This is a genomic window from Nocardia sp. CA-290969, assembly GCF_050936135.1.
GTDB lineage: Bacteria > Actinomycetota > Actinomycetes > Mycobacteriales > Mycobacteriaceae > Nocardia.
This window is the reverse complement of sequence record NZ_JBNJNJ010000001.1, coordinates 6,628,350-6,644,462: the sequence shown is the minus strand read 5'-3', so window position 1 is coordinate 6,644,462 and position 16,113 is coordinate 6,628,350. Positions and strand designations below refer to the sequence as shown.

Genomic DNA, 16,113 nt, shown 5'->3' with positions numbered 1-16,113 from the left:
GGGGGAGGGGCCGACGCGTTCGATCCTACGCGATGATCCGCGTTTGCGCGCATAAGAGGCCCAGTAGTTTCCGACTTTTTTCGGGCCGGATCACAACGTGCCCGCACCGCGTCGCAAGCTGGGACGACGGTGCAGAACAGCCGGCCCGAACCTGTCGGAGGTCGATGGCACTATGCGGCTGTGTACATCGGTTGTGAACTCCGGCGCGGCCTCGATTGTGGTGATGTGGCCCGCATTCGAGTACGGCGGGCCGCCGATTCGAGTAGTCCGCTACGCACGACCGCGGCGCCCGCGCCCGCGAGGATCGGAACCGGTCGCACCTCGTACCGGCTACCCCGAGCACAGCCGGGCCGGGGTGCGGCCCTTTTTCGCGTGTGGGCTGCGCCGGGGGCAGGCAACCGGATAAATCGGATGAAAACACCAGCGGTCGCGACAATACTGGCGCACAGTACGGCCGATTGCCGGATGCGCTGCCGGTCGGTGGCCCTGTTGCCACCGGCGATACACCTGCCCTGCACCTCACCGAATTCAGGAGAAACATGCCCGACGCAATAGTCGCCGAGGGTCTCGTCAAACATTACGGTCCGCGGGTTCGCGCGCTGGACGGGCTCGATCTCACCGTGCCCGAGGGCACCGTGACGGCGCTGCTGGGACCCAACGGCGCCGGTAAGACCACCACCGTCCGGGTGCTCACCACCCTGCTGGTTCCCGATGCCGGCCGTGCGACGGTCGCCGGGATCGACGTGCTCGCACAGCCGAGGGCGTTGCGTTCACGGATCGGTGCGTCGGGACAGTACGCGGCGGTCGACGAATACCTCACCGGTTTCGAGAACCTCGAAATGGTCGGGCGGCTTTATCACATGGGTACGCGGCGCAGTAAAGAACGTGCCCGCGAACTGCTGGAGCGGTTCCGGCTCAGCGATGCGGCCGACCGGCCGGTGCGCGGTTACTCCGGTGGTATGCGCCGCCGGTTGGACCTGGCCGGCGCCTTGGTGGCCAATCCGCCGGTGCTCTTCCTCGACGAGCCCACCACCGGCCTCGATCCACGAGCCCGGCTGGATCTGTGGGATGTCATCGAGGAACTGGTCGCGGCCGGAACCACCCTGCTGCTCACGACCCAGTACATGGAGGAGGCCGACCGCCTGGCCGACGCCATCGCCGTGATCGACCGGGGCCGGGTCATCGCCCGCGGGACCGCCGACGAACTCAAGAGCATGGTCGGCGGTGACCGCATCGAACTGACCGTGGACCACGCCGACAACCTGGTCGTCGCACAGCAGGCGCTGAGTCCGCTGGCCGACGGCGATATCCATCTCGAGCCGGGCCTGCGCCGGGTCGTGGTGCCGGTGAGCAACGGCTCGGAGGCGCTGGTGGATGCCATCGGGCGACTGACCGAACAGGGCGTGCGGATCCACGACGTGGGATTACGGCGCCCCTCGCTCGACGATGTCTTTCTCTCGCTCACCGGGCACGAGGCGCAGGAACAAGCGGACGAGGGTGCCGAATACCGCGATCTGGGTACCGGATCCGGTACTGCCGACCGTGCACCGGACACCTCGCCGGACGCCGGTGAACTCGAAGTCATGGAAGGAAAGAGCAGATGACCGCGGTGGCACCGGCCGGCGTTCCCCAGGAATCGCTCGGCTTGCGCGAACGGCTGTCCATGGTGGTCAGCGACAGCCTGACCGTCACCAAGCGCAATGTGATCAAGATCAAGCGAGTGCCCGATGTGCTGATCTTCAGCACGCTCTCGCCGATCATGTTCGTGCTGTTGTTCGCCTATATTTTCGGTACCGCGATCAAGGTTCCGGGTCTCGAGGGTGGCTACCGGGAATTCCTCATCGCCGGCATTTTCGTGCAGACCGTGGTGTTCGGATCCACCTTCACCGGGCTCAGTCTCGCCGAAGATATGCAGAAGGGCATCATCGACCGGTTCCGGTCGCTGCCGATGGCACCGTCCTCGGTGCTGATCGGCCGCACCGTGAGCGATGTGGTGATCAACGTGGTCAGCCTGGTGGTCATGTCGCTCACCGGTTTGGTGGTGGGCTGGCGGATCCGCGGATCGCTACTGGACGCGGTCCTGGCCTACGCGTTGTTGTTGCTGTTCGCCTACGCCATCTCGTGGATCATGGCGGTGGTAGGGCTGCTGGTGCACACCCCGGAGGTGTTCAACAACGCGAGTTTCATGGTGATCTTCCCGCTCACCTTCCTGGCCAACACCTTCGTCCCGCTGCAGGATCTGCCGACCCCGCTGCAAATCTTCGCCGAATGGAATCCGGTATCGGCGCTCACCCAGGCGACTCGTAACCTCTTCGGGAACTCCGCACCGGGGGTCGACGTATCGGACGCGTGGTCGCTGCAGCATCCGGTCGCGACAACCCTCATCTGGGTCGTCATCATCCTGGCGGTGTTCGTTCCGCTGGCGCTGCGGCAGTACCGCAAGACGGTCAGCCGCTGACGGATCAGCTCTCGGTGGGTGCGGCGGCGCCGTTCGTGGCGGGCGCCGCACCCTGACGCGATTGACCGATACGCGGCGGCGCGGGCGCGGGCTCGGGAGGTTGCGGGCGTTTACTGCGCACCAGCCATGCGGTGCCACCGGCCGCCGCCACCGCGGCGGCGGCGAGCAGCCGATAGCGCGAACGGCCGGAGGGACGCAGTGGGTTCGAGCTCATGGCTCAACTCTGACACAGCCGGACCGATAGCGCAGACTGCCTGGTCAGCGGGCATGCTGCCGGCTGCGGTAGGCCGTCGGCCGGGCCACGCGGGCGGTGCGCGCGTGGCACGATGGGCAGGTGAGTACGACACGCGGTAACGGGCCGGTGCCGCCCGGCCGGAGCCCTCAGCCCTCCTCGAGCCGGGTCCGCCGGTGAACCCGCAGCAGCCCTCGCCGCCCATGCCGGTGTGTGTCCGGCACACCGACCGTCCCACCGGCCTGGCCTGTACCCGCTGTGGCCGCCCAGCCTGCCCGGAGTGCCTGCGGCCGGCTTCGGTCGGCCAGCACTGTGTCGACTGCGTCCGCGCCGATCAGCGCAGTATGCCGAAGGTACGGGAGGTCTCGGGTGCGGTTGCTGCGCGCAAGGCCACCCCGTTCGTCACGTATGCGCTGATCGCGCTCAATGTCGTGGTCTACGCGGTGACTTCCGTGCAGGCCCGCAGCCTGATGGGCAATGAGGTCGAGTCGGCGTTGTTCGTGGACTGGGTCATGTTCCCGCCCGCGGTCGCCGGTGGCGAATGGTTCCGGGTGATCGGCTCCGGATTCCTGCACTACGGCCTGATCCACCTGCTGCTGAACATGCTGGCGCTCTATATCGTCGGCCGGGATATCGAGATCGTGCTCGGCCGCGCACGCTACCTGGCGGTATACCTCATCTCGTTGCTCGGCGGCTCGGCCGCGGTGATGCTGCTGGCCCAGGAGAACCTGACCGCCGGGGCGTCGGGTGCGGTGTACGGGTTGTTCGGTGCGATTACGGTGATCTTGGTCCGGCTGCGGCAGAACCCGAACAGCATGCTGATCCTGATCGGCATCAATGTTTTCATCAGCTTCTCGCTGCCCGGTATCTCGCTGTGGGGACATCTCGGCGGGCTGGCCGCCGGCACACTGGCGACGCTCGGTGTGTTGTTCCTGCCGGAATGGGTGCGGGCGCGGTCGCCGCAGCAGGCGCGTCTGGTGGGCGTGATCGCACTCGGGGTCGTGGCGGTGGCGGCGCTGGTGGTGATCGGGGTGGCGGCCGCGTCCTTGCGCTGAACCGCCGGCCGGAGGGGTGGAATGCGGGCCGCGCGAAACCGCGGCGGGCTGTTCGCCCCACAGCACCGATGTTTAACGTGAAACATGGCTTCCCGGGCTTCGGGAAGCCCGACGATCAGACTCAGCGGGCCGATTCGCCGTGCAGCCGCAGCTCGGAACGCAGGGTCTCGTAGACCTCTTCCGGGCTGGTACCCAGATCCCACCGGCCGAAGATCAGCAGCCGCTCGGTACCCAGATGGTCCACATCGATTTCCAGCATGGGTGATTTACGGCCGAGCCGGCGATAGCCCACCACCCGCGCCCGCAGGATCTGATCGCGGGTGTACTCGGTGACGCCGGTGAGGCCACGCAGGACCAGCAATGGTTGGGCGCCGGGTACCACCGACAGGCGTGGTCGCTGGCGGACCCCCAGCGCGGCCAGGGTCAGCATGGCCAGCGCCGCGACCCCGAGTAGCAGTTTCCCGGCCGTCTCGGCGGTCACCACGGCGGCCACGGCGAGGATCACGCCGCCGATCGCGACCGCGATCAGCGCGGGAAGCGGGGTGGTCCAGGCGAGGCGTGGCGATGTGCTCTCGGGCTGCACGCGGGGTTCCCCAATCCGTTTCGAGAGTTATCCACAGGCTTATCCACAGGTGTGCATTAATTACACCCGTGTAATCCCTGGTCAGCGCCAGCGCATGGTCATGATCAGGCCGACCACCATCAACCCGAATCCGATGAGGAAGTTCCAGGCGTTGAGATCGCTCATCCAGCTGATCTGATCGGCCGCGAGGTAATAGACCAGCAGCCACACCAGCCCGGCCAGCATGAAGCCGAGCATGATGGCGACGTACCAGACGGGCGACGGGCCCGCTGCCTTCACCTTCACCGGCGTCCGGCTGGCGGGGTTGATCGTGTAATCGGTCTTCTTGCGGACCTTCGACTTGGGCATGATGTCCTCGTGTTCAGCGTGCAGGTCGTGTTCCAAGGCTATCCCACCAGGTGATCAGGGGGGATGCCCCAGTACCCGGCCCGGCGCCCGATGGGTGCGACTGTGTCCGGCGGTTGCGCCACGTACTCTTTGTGCATGCGAGTTCTGGTCGTCGACAATTACGACAGCTTCGTGTTCAACCTGGTCCAGTACCTGGGCCAGCTCGGCGTCGAGGCGGTCGTCTGGCGCAACGACGATCCCGAACTCACCGACACCGATGCCGTCGCCCGGGATTTCGACGGGATTCTCATCAGCCCCGGGCCCGGTACTCCGGAGCGTGCGGGCAAGAGTATCGACCTCGTGCGTTCCTGCGCGGAGCAGTCCACGCCGCTCCTCGGCGTCTGCCTCGGCCATCAGGCGATCGGGGCGGCCTTCGGCGCGACGGTGACCCGGGCCCCCGAACTGCTGCACGGTAAGACGAGTTCGGTCTTCCATATCGGGGTGGGCGTCCTGGCCGGGCTGCCCGACCCGTTCACCGCGACCCGATACCACTCGCTCACCGTGGTGGAGAACACGCTGCCGGCCGGGTTCGACGTCATCGGCCGCACCGAGAGCGGCATCGTCATGGCGCTGCGGCACCACGAACTGCCGATTCACGGTGTGCAGTTCCATCCGGAATCCGTGTTGACCCAGGGTGGTCACCGGATGCTGGCGAACTGGCTGGAAATCTGCGGTGAGCGGCCGGCCGAGGGGCTGGTCGAAATGCTCGAGGCCGAGGTCGCCGGGCTCACCGTCCAGTAACGGGCTCCGCGCCCGCCGTCGCCCGATACGCAGCAACCCGGCTCGGCCTTCGTCGGCGGATTCTGCGCACCCATGAGCCGAATGCCGCGAGCCCGAAGTAGCGGCAGCGGGAAAGTCCGCCTCGAACCAGTTGTCATTCGGATACCGGCCGGCCCTGGATCCGGTCGGTATCCGAACGACAGCATTCGTCAGGGCGGTCCGAGTGGAAGGACACCGGTGTTCACGGTGACCGTGGTCGAGGACGGCACCGTGGTTCCGGCCGACGGCTGCTGGCTCAGCACCTTGCCCGCCTGATCGGAGTTCAGCGTGATCTGAGTGATCTGACGGACTTGGTTCACGCTGCCCTGCCAGCCGCTTTCCCGCAGCGTATCGACCACTTCCGCGGCACTGAGGCCGACGAGATTCGGCATCGAGATCCGGTCGCTCTGCGCGACCTGCACCGTGATGGTGGATCCCTTGTCGGCGTTCGAACCGCCGGCCGGGCTGGTGGAGAGCACCTCGCCGCGCGGTCGCGCGGACTGGACCTCGCGGATTTCGATTTTGAATCCGGCGCCCTCGAGATTCGGCTGGGCCCGGTCGATCAACTGACCGACCACATCGGGTACGAAAATCTGCTCGGGCCCGGAGCCGATGGTCAGCGTCACCTGGCTGCCCGCGTCGATCTCGATACCAGGTGAGGGCTCCTGGGCGATGACCTTGTCCTTCTCCTCGGGCTTGGACGGCCCGCGTTTGGCCTCCGGCTGAACCTGCAGCCCGACCCGGTTGAGTTCCTGCGCGGCTTCCTGCTGGCTCAGACCGGTGAGCTGGGGTACCGGGACCTGCTGGGGTCCGGTGGAAACCTGCATCGTGATCGTGCTGCCCTCGTCGGCCCGCGATCCACCCAGCGGCTGGGTCGAGATGACCCGGCCGGCGGTGATCCGTCCGTCGGGCTTCTCCTGGATGGCGACATCGAAGCCGAGTGCATCCAATTTCTGCTCGCCTTCACTGGCCGTGAGGTTCGACAGATCCGGAACCGCCACCTGATCGGGCCGGGCGCCCGGGCCGATCAGCATCCAGAACAACCCGAAGGCCACCACCACCGCGGCGACCACCCCGGCGGCGATATAGGCCATCCGCCGATTGCCGCCGGGACGGTCGTCGTAATCGTCGATCTCGTCGTCGTCCAGCCGGTGCTGGCCGCGCGACGGCGGCGCGGCCGGACCGAGCATGGTGGTGCGGTCCTCGTCGGTCATCACCATGGGTGCGCCGGGTTTCTGGCCGCCCAGCACCCGGATCAGGTCCGCGCGCATCTCCGCCGCGCTCTGATAGCGGTTCGCGGGGTTCTTGGCCATCGCCTCGAGCACCACCGAATCGAGTTCGCGCGGCACCCCTTCGTAGACGAGCGAGGGCAACCGCGGGTCCTCGCGAACATGCTGGTAGGCCACGGCGACCGGCGAATCGCCGGTGAACGGCGGCTCGCCGGTGAGGATCTCGAACAGGACGCAGCCCACCGAGTACACGTCCGAACGGGCGTCCACGGTTTCCCCGCGCGCCTGCTCGGGGGAGAGGTACTGGGCGGTGCCGATCACCGCGGCGGTCGCCGTCATCGGATTGGCGGCGTCGGCGATCGCGCGCGCGATACCGAAATCCATCACCTTCACCGCGCCGGCCCGGTTGATCATGATGTTGGCGGGCTTCATATCGCGGTGCACGATGCCGGCGTTATGGCTGAAATCCAGCGCCGCGCAGACGTCGGCGATCACTTCCATCGCCCGCCGCGGCGGCAGCGGGCCCTCGTTGCGCACGATATCGCGCAGAGTGTCGCCGTCGACGTACTCCATCACGATGAACGGCAGCGGACCGCCGTCGACCTCGGCCTCACCCGTGTCGTACACCGCCACGATCGCGGGATGGTTCAGGGCCGCGGCATTCTGTGCCTCGCGCTTGAACCGCAGGTAGAACGTGGGGTCGCGGGCCAGATCGGCGCGCAGCACCTTGATCGCGACATCACGGTTGAGCCGGAGATCGCGGGCCCGGTGCACCTCGGACATACCGCCGAATCCGATGATCTCGCCCAGCTCGTAGCGAGAGGAGAGATTCTTCGGCGTCGTCATGGCTGTCCTTGATGGTGGCTCGGCCGGTCGAAGGGGGAGCTGCTGTCTTCGCGAGTGATCTCGGGGAACTCGGGGAGTTCGATCTCCGGTACGGGGAGGCGCCGGGTGGTGGTCGTCTCCTCGCTGGCCGTCGATTCGGTGGTGCTCGGCGCCGTGGTGGTCTCCGACGTCGTGGTCGGCGGCTGCGTCGTGGTCGTGGACGCGGGCGGTTGCGTGGTGGTAGTGGTCGCCGGCGGCTGCGACGGGGTGTTCTCCTCGGTCGGTGTCCACACGGGAGGTTCGGTCACCTCGTAGGTCGTGGTCACCGGGGGCGGTAGCTGCCGGGTGGTCGGGGCGGTCGAGGTGACTCCCGGCGTGGTGCCCTCCGGGTTGGTATCGCCGCCGAAGAGCAGCCAGAGCACGGCACCACCGAGCAGCAGCGCGCCGATACCCAGCGCGATCATCCACTTCTGGTTCTTGCCGAGCCCGCCACCGCCGCCGCCGCGGTAATCGGCGGGATCGGCCTCGTGCGCGCCGTGATGGTCCATCACTGTCGTCGCGCCCGTCATCCCGGCCGCCGGGGCGGTGTAGCGGACGGTTGCGGGGTCGTCGTAGCCGGGCTGCGGTGCCGCGATCACGCTGGTGGGTCCGGCGGCGGCCAGATTACGGGGCGGGGGCGGCCGCCGGCCGGAGCGTACGGCCGCCACCGCCTCGGCGAATTCGCCGCCGTCGGCGTAGCGGTGGGTCGGATCTTTGGCCAGCGTCACTTCGACGAGTTCGCGCACATTCGGGGGCAGATCCGCCGGCATGGGCGGCGGCACCTCACGCACATGCTTCATCGCGACGGTCAGGGCACCGTCCCCGGTGAACGGCCGTTGCCCGGCGAGCGCCTCGTAGCCGACCACACCGAGCGAATAGACGTCGCTGGCCGCCGTGGCGTCCTCACCGACCGCCTGTTCGGGCGCGATGTACTGGGCCGTGCCCATCACCATCCCGGTCTTGGTGACCGGTGAGGCATCGACCGCCTTCGCGATACCGAAATCGGTGATCTTCACCTGTCCGGTGGGTGTGACCAGGATATTTCCGGGTTTCACATCGCGGTGCACCACACCCGCCAGATGCGCGACCTGCAGCGCGCGGCCGGTCTGTTCCAGCAGATCCAGGCCCTGTACGACCGATAACCGGCCGAGCCGGTTCAGCACGGTGTTGAGCGGTTCGCCCTGCACCAGTTCCATCACCAGGTAGGCGGTCTCACCGCCCTGCGGGTCGTAGGTTTCGCCGTAGTCGTAGATACCGGCGATACCGGGGTGGTTGAGCTGTGCGGTGGTCTTGGCCTCGGTACGGAACCGGTGGCGGAAGGTCGGATCGGCCGAGAACTCCGATTTGAGTACCTTCACCGCCACCCGGCGGTCGAGCCGGGTGTCCAGGGCTTCCCAGACCTGACCCATCCCACCGGTGGCGATCAGGCGCTGCAGCCGGTAGCGGTCCGCGATCATCGCGCCGTTTGTCAGCATCGGGTTCCCCGCAGATTCACTCGCATATCCATCTCGTTCAGCGACCTCGCAGACCTGCGTCCAGTACCGCCCGGGCAACCGGTGCGGCGACCGACCCACCGGTTGCCGCCAGCGCGCGGTCGCCGCCGTTCTCCACGATGACCGCGATGGCGATCTTCGGGTTCTCGGCGGGGGCGAACGCTATGTACCAGGCGTGCGGTGGGGTATTGCGTGGATCGGAGCCGTGTTCGGCGGTACCGGTTTTGGACGCGATCCGATAGGCCGATCCGCCGCTACCCGCGGTGTTCTCTTCCGAGGCGACCATCAGGTCGGTCAGCGTAGACGCTACATCGGCGCTCACGGCCTGCCCGACCGACACCGGTTCGGTGGTGGCCAGCTCGCTGAGGTCCGGATTCTGCAACTGGTCGACCAGATACGGTTCCATCCGCACACCGCCGTTGGCCACGGTAGCCGCGATCACCGCATTGTCGAGCGGGGTGAGCGCCACATCACGCTGGCCGATACTGCTCTGCGCGAGCGCCGCGTCGTCGGGGATGTTGCCGATGGTGCTCTCCGCCACCGGCATCGGGATACCGCGGTGCGGGCCGATACCGAACGCGGCGGCCTCGTCCTCCAGCGCCGCCGCACCCACATCGACACCGAGTTCGACGAACGCGGTGTTGCAGGACCGCCGGAACGCCTCGTGGAGAGTGGCCGTGGCGCCGGAGCCGCAGTTGGTGCCGTTGTAGTTCTCCAGCGTGGTGCTCGTACCGGGCAGGGTGATGTTGGGCGCCGCGGTGAACTGGGACTGCGGGTTGGCGACCCCGTTGGACAGCGCGGCCGCGGTGACCACCACTTTGAAGGTGGACCCCGGCGGGTAGGTCTGCGAGATCGCCCGGTTGAGCATCGGCTGGTTCTCGTCGGCGCTGAGGGTTTCCCACGCCTCGGTGCCCTGCGCGCCGTCGTGACCCGACAGCTGGTTCGGGTCGTAGCTGGGGGTGGACACCATGGTGAGGATCTTGCCCGTACTGGGTTCGATCGCGACGACCGATCCGGTGTAGCCCTTGCTGGTGAGTTCGTTGTAGGCGACCTGCTGCATCATCGGGTCGATCGTGGTGACCACATTGCCGCCGCGGGGGTCGCGCCCGGAGACCAGGTCCACCAGCCGGCTGCCGAACAGCTGGGCATCCGACCCGTTGAGTACGGGGTCTTCGGCGCGTTCGAGTCCGGTGCTGCCGTACTGCATGGAATAGAAACCGGTGACCGGGGCGAATGCCGCCGGGTCGGTGGGGTAGACGCGCAGGTACTTGTACCGATCGTCGGTGGCGACGGAGCTGGCGAGCACCGTGCCGCCCGCGGAGATCTGGCCGCGCTGGCGGGAGTACTCGTCGAGCAGCACCCGGGAGTTGCGTGGATCGGCACGATAGTCGTCGGCCTTGATCACCTGGATATAGGTGGCATTGAGCAGCAGCGCCACGATCATCGCCATAACCGCCATGGCGACCCGGCGTAGCGGTGTGTTCATCGCTGCTGACCCCCTTGCCGTCGTGACACCATCACCGTTTGCGCTTCTGCCAGCGGCGCCGGGGCCGGTTCCCGGCGCCGGGCCGGGGCCGGTTCACGGGCCGCGTCGGAGATCTTGATCAGCAGGGCCAGCAGGATGTAGTTCGCCAGCAGGGAGGAACCGCCGTAGGAGACGAACGGCGTGGTGAGACCGGTGAGCGGGATCAGTTTCGTCACCCCGCCCACGACCACGAAGATCTGGATGGCGAGGGTGAACGCCAGCCCGGCCGCGAGCAGTTTGCCGAAACTGTCACGAATCGCCAGCGCGGTGCGCATACCGCGCAGGATCAGAATGAGGAAAAGGATCAGGACGGCGGTCAGGCCGATGAGGCCGAGCTCTTCGCCGATGGTGGTGACGACGAAGTCGGTTTTGGCGAACGGCACCTGCTGCGGACGTCCGCTGCCCAGGCCGGTACCCGCCAGCCCGCCCGTGGCGAGCCCGAACAGCGACTGCACGATCTGGTAGCCGGTGTTGTTGTAGTCGTCGAAGGGATGCAGCCAGGTCTCCACCCGCACCCGCACATGCCCGAAGAGCTGGTAGGCGAAGACGAAGCCGAGGGCCAGCAGGCCGCCGCCGATCAGCAGCCAGCCCACCCGTTCGGTGGCGATATAGAGCATCACCAGGACCGTGCCGAAGATCAGCAGCGAGGTCCCGAGGTCCTTTTCGAAGACCAGCACCCCGATGCAGACGATCCAGACGGCCAGGATCGGGCCCATATCCCGGGCGCGGGGGAATTCCATCCCGAGGAAATGCCGGCCGGCCGCGGTGAACAGTTCGCGTTTGGACACGAGCACCGAGGCGAAGAAGATGATCAGCAGGATTTTGGCGAACTCACCGGGCTGCAGGCTCACCCCGGGCAGCCGGATCCAGATCTTGGCGCCGTTGACCTCCGAGAGCGAACTGGGCAGCAGCGCCGGTATCGCCAGCGCGATCAACCCCACCAGCCCGAGTGTGTAGGCGTACTTGGCCAGCGTCCGGTAATCGCGCAACACGATCAGCAAGGCCACGAACAGCACGATGCCCAGCGCGGTCCACAGGATCTGCTGGTTGGCGTCGGGGGAGGGGATATCCCACGAGTTGTAGGCAGCGGTCTGCTGGTCGGCGAGATCCAGCCGGTGGATGAGTACCAGCCCGATCCCGTTCAGCAGCGCCACGATCGGCAGCAACAGCGGATCGGTATAAGGCGCGAACCGCCGGACCGCCAGGTGCGCGACCGCGAACAGGCCGAGGTAGGCCAGCCCATACTTTGCGATATCCCAGGTCAGCGACTGTTCCTGATTGGCTTCCACCAGGAACAGCGCGGCGGTGGTGATGAAGGCCGCGAAGCCGAGCAGCAGAAGTTCGGTATTGCGCCGCGACGTCGGTGGCTGCGCTGCAGCGAAACCGCCCGGGGGACTCGGAAAAGCCCCGGCGGACGGTGGTGCCGGTGCGGACATCAGTCCGTCACCCGGCAGTTCTCCCCCGGCGTCTGGGGCACAGCGGTGGTGGTCGGCGCCGGCGCGGTGGTGGTCGGCGGTGCCGGTGGTGCCGGGTTCTCACCGTTGGGAGCAGGTGCCTGGGTCGCGGGGGCCGGCGGAGCGGCCTCGGTGGGTGTCGGAGCGGCCGGCGGGGCGGGAGCAGGGGCGGGGGTACTGGTGACGCCCGGCTGGGCGGCGGACCCGTTCTTCTTGCACACCGGCAGCAGTTCGCGGTCGGCCAGCACGCGCATCTGCTCGCGAGCCTTGTCCAGGGTGCCCGGGGGCAGGCCGCGTTCGACCTGTTCGCGGCCGGTCTGCAAGAGGTCGCTGACCTTCAGGGTTTCGCAGCCGTCCGGCAGGGGAGCGCCGCTCTCGGCGAGGGTGAGCTCACCCTTGGCGGTAACGCAGCCGACCAGGTTCACCTCGTGGATGGAATAGCCCAGGATCGAGCCCGGCAGCCCCTGCATGACCACGACACTGTCGTTGTCCGCGCCCACGTAGTAATTCGACCGGATCATCTTGTAGCCGACGACCAGCCCGATGACCACCGCGAACACCAGCGCGACCGCGAGCAGCAGCCAGCGCAGCTTATGCGATTTCTTCGGCGGCGGTTCGGGCTCGTTCGCAGTACGCCGTGGCGCGGCGGCCGGCGGACGCATGGCGGCGGCCCGGCCCGCGGCGGTGTTCGGCGGCGGGTTGTCCTCGGCCTCACCGGAGGCGGCGCCGGCGACGATCGGGTGGCTCTGGCCGTAGTCGAGGTCGATGACATCGGCGACGACGACGGTGACGTTGTCCGGGCCGCCGCTGCGCAGTGCGAGTTCGATGAGCCGGTCGGCGCATTCGTCGGTATTGCCCTCACGCATCGTGTTGGCGATGGTCTCATCGCTCACCACATCGGAGAGGCCGTCCGAGCACAGCAGGTAGCGGTCACCGGCGCGGGCCTCGCGCATCACCAGCGTGGGCTCGATCTCGTTACCGGTCAGCGCGCGCATGATCAGCGAACGCTGCGGATGGGTATGAGCCTGTTCCGGGGTGATCCGGCCCTCGTCGACCAGCGACTGGACAAAGGTGTCGTCGCGGGTGATCTGGGCCAGTTCACCGTCGCGCAGCAGATAGGCGCGGGAATCGCCGATATGGACCATTCCGAGCTTCTTGCCCGCGAACAGGATGGCGGTGAGCGTGGTGCCCATGCCGTCCAGTTCGGGTTCTTCCTCGACCTGTTCGGCGATCGCGGAATTACCGGCATGGGTGGCCCGGTTGAGCTTGCCCAGCAGGTCCTCGCCGGGTTCGTCGTCGTCCAGATGCGCCAGCGCGGCGATCATCAGCTGGGACGCGACCTCACCGGCGGCGTGCCCGCCCATACCGTCGGCGAGTGCCAGTAGCCGGGCACCCGCGTAGACGGAATCTTCGTTGTTGGCGCGGACCAAGCCGCGGTCGCTGCGCGCTGCGTAGCGGAGAACAAGTGTCACGATCGGAGCTCGATCACTGTCTTGCCGACCCGGACAGGAGTGCCGAGCGGAACGCGGACTGCGGTGGTGACTTTGGCGCGATCGAGGTAGGTACCGTTGGTCGAGCCGAGGTCTTCGACGTACCAGTCGTCACCGCGTAGGGACAGGCGGGCATGTCGGGTGGAGGCGTAATCGTCGGTGAGCACCAGCGTCGAATCGTCCGCACGGCCGATCAATACCGGCTGGGTACCCAGTGTGATGCGGGTACCGGCAAGAGAACCTTGAGTCACCACAAGATATTTGGCGCCCTTCTGGCCTCGGCGCATGGACGGCAGCACCGTGGAACCACGCGGTCCACGAGTCTGCTGCCGGATGCCGGAGGCCGCGTAGATATCACTGCGGAGGGTGCGCAGGATTGCCCAGACGAACAGCCACAACAGCAGGAGGAACCCGGCACGGGTCAACTGCAGAACCAGTCCCTGCACGGCGCTCCACCTCCTAATCGACCGTATGCCGGTGCCGTCGGCGTGGTGACCCACCCCTTGGCCGTGCTCGTCCCGGCGGCCCGCCTCAGCGGTGCCGCACATGTGTCGGCACATCATAGGACCGTCGGACGAGACCGATCACGATTGGACCGCCCTATTATGCGAGAGCGCCCTCGTGATCCGCACGGCGAGCCTACGGCATCAGACAATACGGATAAGGATCTCGGAATGCCCGGCGCGGATCACATCGCCATCGGCGAGCTGCCAGTCCTGCACCGGTGAACCGTTGACGAGGGTTCCGTTGGTGGAACCGAGATCGGAGAGCATGGCGGTCTGGCCGTCCCAGCGCACCTCGATATGGCGGCGGGAGACACCGGTGTCCGGAAGCCGGAAATGGGCGTCCTGGCCGCGGCCGATGATATTGCTGCCCTCGCGGAGCTGGTAGGTGCGGCCACTGCCGTCGTCGAGCGCGAGGGTCGCGGAGAAACCGGGTCCGGCCGCCGGCGCGTATCCGCCCTGGGCGCCGTAGCCCGCCGGCGGGGGGGCCTGCTGGTATCCCGGTGCGCCTTGTTGCGCGTAACCCTGCTGGTCGTAACCCGGCTCGTAGCCGGGCTGCTGTGCGTAGCCCTGCTGGTCGTAACCCTGGTCGTAACCCGGCTGACCGGCGTAGCCCTGCTGGTCGTAGCCGGGCTGCTGTGCGTAGCCCTGCTGGTCGTAACCCTGGTCGTAGCCGGGCTGCTGCGCGTAGCCGCCCTGGTCGTAGCCCGGCTGGGCGTACCCCTGCTGGTCGTACCCCGGCTGCTGGGCATATCCGCCCTGGTCGTAGCCCTGATCGTAGCCGGGCTGGGCGTACCCCTGCTGGTCGTAGCCGGGCTGCTGCGCGTACCCGCCCTGGTCGTAGCCCGGCTGACCGGCGTAGCCCTGCTGGTCGTAGGCGGCGCCGCCCTGCTGGTAGTCGTAGCCGTTCTGATAGTCGGGAGCGCCGTTGTACTGCGCGCCGGGACCGTAGTCCTCGGGGTACGCGCCGTTCTGCGGCCCGCGTCCCACGGGTCCGGGAGCGTACCCGCGATTGCGTGGATCGGACTCCGCGTGCTCACGGCTCGGGTCGTAGCCAGAGTTCTGCGTCATGGGGCCAGCTCCTGGTTGCGGGTTAGCGGGTCGTTGTAGCGGTTCCGGGCGGTGAGCCGAGGCAGCTCCACGGCCGGCATCGGGGTCGACGCGGCCGCTCGTCCTGAACATTCCGGTGTGCAGCGTAGGGGATGCCTCGAAGACCACGTGCACTTCGCCGTAGGTCTGCCATCCTTGTTCCCGGATGTAATCCTGCAGATGTTTGGCGAAAGCGCGGGTAGTGAGGTCGTGATCGGCGTCGAGCTGACGGTGGTCCGACGAGTTGATGGTGATCACATAACTGTTGGGTGCGAGCAGATGCCCGCCGCCGAGTTCCTGGACGTTGTCGGCGGCCTCACGCTGCAGCGCGGCCTCGACCTCCTGCGGAACTACGTTCCCGCCGAAGACCCGGGCGAAGACGTCACCGACGGCGCCCTGGAGGCGGCGCTCGAATCTCGAGACGATCCCCATATGGGCCCTCCCTTCGGTGAGTCTCTCCTCATTCATTACGACGACACGCGTATACGGCGTGTCGTACTACGAGCACGTTCCCTGCATGATATCCGCGATCGGCTATACCTGTAACTACCACGGCCGCGACGGAGTTCCCCGGACCGCCGGATCGGCCTCCGCGCCCAGGTCACAGCACTGTCTTCCGCCTCTGTGACCTGGTGATTTCGCCTCGTGGTCACCTCCGTGATACTGTCTGATCCGTCGCTCGGGCGAGTGGCGGAATGGCAGACGCGCTGGCTTCAGGTGCCAGTGTCCTTCGGGACGTGGGGGTTCAAGTCCCCCTTCGCCCACTGAAGAGAAGCCGCGGATTCGATCGGATCCGCGGCTTCTCTTGTTTCCCGGGTTGCCCCGCGGAGTAGGGGTGCCCGGTCGTCCGGGGTGTCGCGCCGGTGTTGTCGACAAGCCGGTGCACGAGATCCGGTGGACCTCTCCGTGTCGGGCCGGCGCTGCGAACGGCGGCCTGTTTCCGGGCCGGAAGATCTTGGAATGCGCCGTTCGAACACGCCGTATGCCTGAAT

Annotated in this window: 14 protein-coding genes and 1 tRNA gene; 5 read left to right on the top strand and 10 right to left on the bottom strand. The window is 67.2% G+C overall.

Features of this window, described 5'->3' with window-relative positions; genetic code table 11:
* Nucleotides 1–539 precede the first annotated feature (539 nt).
* Both ACQEVO_RS30195 and ACQEVO_RS30190 read left to right on the top strand, forming a co-directional pair.
* A complete protein-coding gene (locus tag ACQEVO_RS30195) occupies nucleotides 540–1,604 on the top strand; it encodes an ATP-binding cassette domain-containing protein (RefSeq protein WP_432919816.1) in 1,065 nt (354 codons plus the stop codon).
* A 59-nt stretch (nucleotides 1,605–1,663) separates the two neighbouring features.
* Nucleotides 1,664–2,458: an ABC transporter permease gene (locus tag ACQEVO_RS30190; RefSeq protein WP_432923179.1), complete on the top strand. Its 795-nt coding sequence runs from the start codon at nucleotides 1,664–1,666 to the stop codon at nucleotides 2,456–2,458.
* A 4-nt stretch (nucleotides 2,459–2,462) separates the two neighbouring features.
* On the opposite strand, the gene ACQEVO_RS30185 is transcribed toward ACQEVO_RS30190, so the two are convergent.
* Complete coding sequence (locus ACQEVO_RS30185; RefSeq protein WP_432919815.1) at nucleotides 2,463–2,672, bottom strand: hypothetical protein; 210 nt, start codon at nucleotides 2,670–2,672, stop codon at nucleotides 2,463–2,465.
* Nucleotides 2,673–2,893: 221 nt separating this feature from the next.
* Here ACQEVO_RS30185 and ACQEVO_RS30180 point away from each other — a divergent pair, with 221 nt between their 5' ends.
* Nucleotides 2,894–3,745, top strand: a complete 852-nt coding sequence (locus ACQEVO_RS30180) for a rhomboid family intramembrane serine protease (RefSeq protein ID WP_432923176.1) — start codon at nucleotides 2,894–2,896, stop codon at nucleotides 3,743–3,745.
* A gap of 121 nt (nucleotides 3,746–3,866) precedes the next feature.
* Here ACQEVO_RS30180 and ACQEVO_RS30175 read toward each other — a convergent pair whose 3' ends face one another.
* Both ACQEVO_RS30175 and crgA read right to left on the bottom strand, forming a co-directional pair.
* Nucleotides 3,867–4,328: a PH domain-containing protein gene (locus tag ACQEVO_RS30175; RefSeq protein ID WP_432919814.1), complete on the bottom strand. Its 462-nt coding sequence runs from the start codon at nucleotides 4,326–4,328 to the stop codon at nucleotides 3,867–3,869.
* Between the two features lie 81 nt (nucleotides 4,329–4,409).
* Entirely contained in the window at nucleotides 4,410–4,676 is a 267-nt protein-coding gene (gene crgA, locus ACQEVO_RS30170) for a cell division protein CrgA (RefSeq protein WP_432919813.1), read from the bottom strand.
* 135 nt (nucleotides 4,677–4,811) lie between these two features.
* On the opposite strand from crgA, the gene ACQEVO_RS30165 reads away from it, so the two are divergent.
* Complete coding sequence (locus ACQEVO_RS30165; protein WP_432919812.1) at nucleotides 4,812–5,456, top strand: aminodeoxychorismate/anthranilate synthase component II; 645 nt, start codon at nucleotides 4,812–4,814, stop codon at nucleotides 5,454–5,456.
* A gap of 188 nt (nucleotides 5,457–5,644) precedes the next feature.
* Here the strand turns inward: ACQEVO_RS30165 and pknB are convergent, their stop codons facing one another.
* The 7 genes from pknB to ACQEVO_RS30130 all read right to left on the bottom strand — a co-directional run bounded on the left by pknB (nucleotide 5,645) and on the right by ACQEVO_RS30130 (nucleotide 15,553).
* Nucleotides 5,645–7,549 carry a Stk1 family PASTA domain-containing Ser/Thr kinase gene (gene pknB, locus ACQEVO_RS30160; RefSeq protein ID WP_432919811.1) on the bottom strand — a complete coding sequence of 635 codons (1,905 nt, stop codon included), beginning with the start codon at nucleotides 7,547–7,549 and terminating at the stop codon, nucleotides 5,645–5,647.
* The gene (locus ACQEVO_RS30155) at nucleotides 7,546–9,042 is read right to left on the bottom strand and encodes a serine/threonine-protein kinase (RefSeq protein WP_432919810.1); all 1,497 of its coding nucleotides are present in this window, start codon (nucleotides 9,040–9,042) and stop codon (nucleotides 7,546–7,548) included. Before ACQEVO_RS30155 ends, pknB begins: the two co-directional genes overlap by 4 nt.
* Before the next feature lie 37 nt (nucleotides 9,043–9,079).
* Complete coding sequence (locus ACQEVO_RS30150) at nucleotides 9,080–10,546, bottom strand: peptidoglycan D,D-transpeptidase FtsI family protein (RefSeq protein ID WP_432919809.1); 1,467 nt, start codon at nucleotides 10,544–10,546, stop codon at nucleotides 9,080–9,082.
* A complete protein-coding gene (locus ACQEVO_RS30145) occupies nucleotides 10,543–12,021 on the bottom strand; it encodes an FtsW/RodA/SpoVE family cell cycle protein (protein WP_432919808.1) in 1,479 nt (492 codons plus the stop codon). The genes ACQEVO_RS30150 and ACQEVO_RS30145 overlap by 4 nt, the downstream gene beginning before the upstream one ends.
* Nucleotides 12,021–13,511: a PP2C family protein-serine/threonine phosphatase gene (locus ACQEVO_RS30140; RefSeq protein WP_432919807.1), complete on the bottom strand. Its 1,491-nt coding sequence runs from the start codon at nucleotides 13,509–13,511 to the stop codon at nucleotides 12,021–12,023. The genes ACQEVO_RS30145 and ACQEVO_RS30140 overlap by 1 nt, the downstream gene beginning before the upstream one ends.
* Entirely contained in the window at nucleotides 13,508–13,975 is a 468-nt protein-coding gene (locus ACQEVO_RS30135) for an FHA domain-containing protein FhaB/FipA (protein WP_280397298.1), read from the bottom strand. Before ACQEVO_RS30135 ends, ACQEVO_RS30140 begins: the two co-directional genes overlap by 4 nt.
* A gap of 201 nt (nucleotides 13,976–14,176) precedes the next feature.
* Nucleotides 14,177–15,553, bottom strand: coding sequence for an FhaA domain-containing protein (locus tag ACQEVO_RS30130; RefSeq protein WP_432919806.1), 1,377 nt, complete (start codon nucleotides 15,551–15,553; stop codon nucleotides 14,177–14,179).
* A 249-nt stretch (nucleotides 15,554–15,802) separates the two neighbouring features.
* Between ACQEVO_RS30130 and ACQEVO_RS30125 the strand changes: the two genes are divergently transcribed.
* A tRNA-Leu gene (locus tag ACQEVO_RS30125) sits at nucleotides 15,803–15,885 on the top strand.
* Nucleotides 15,886–16,113 lie beyond the last annotated feature (228 nt).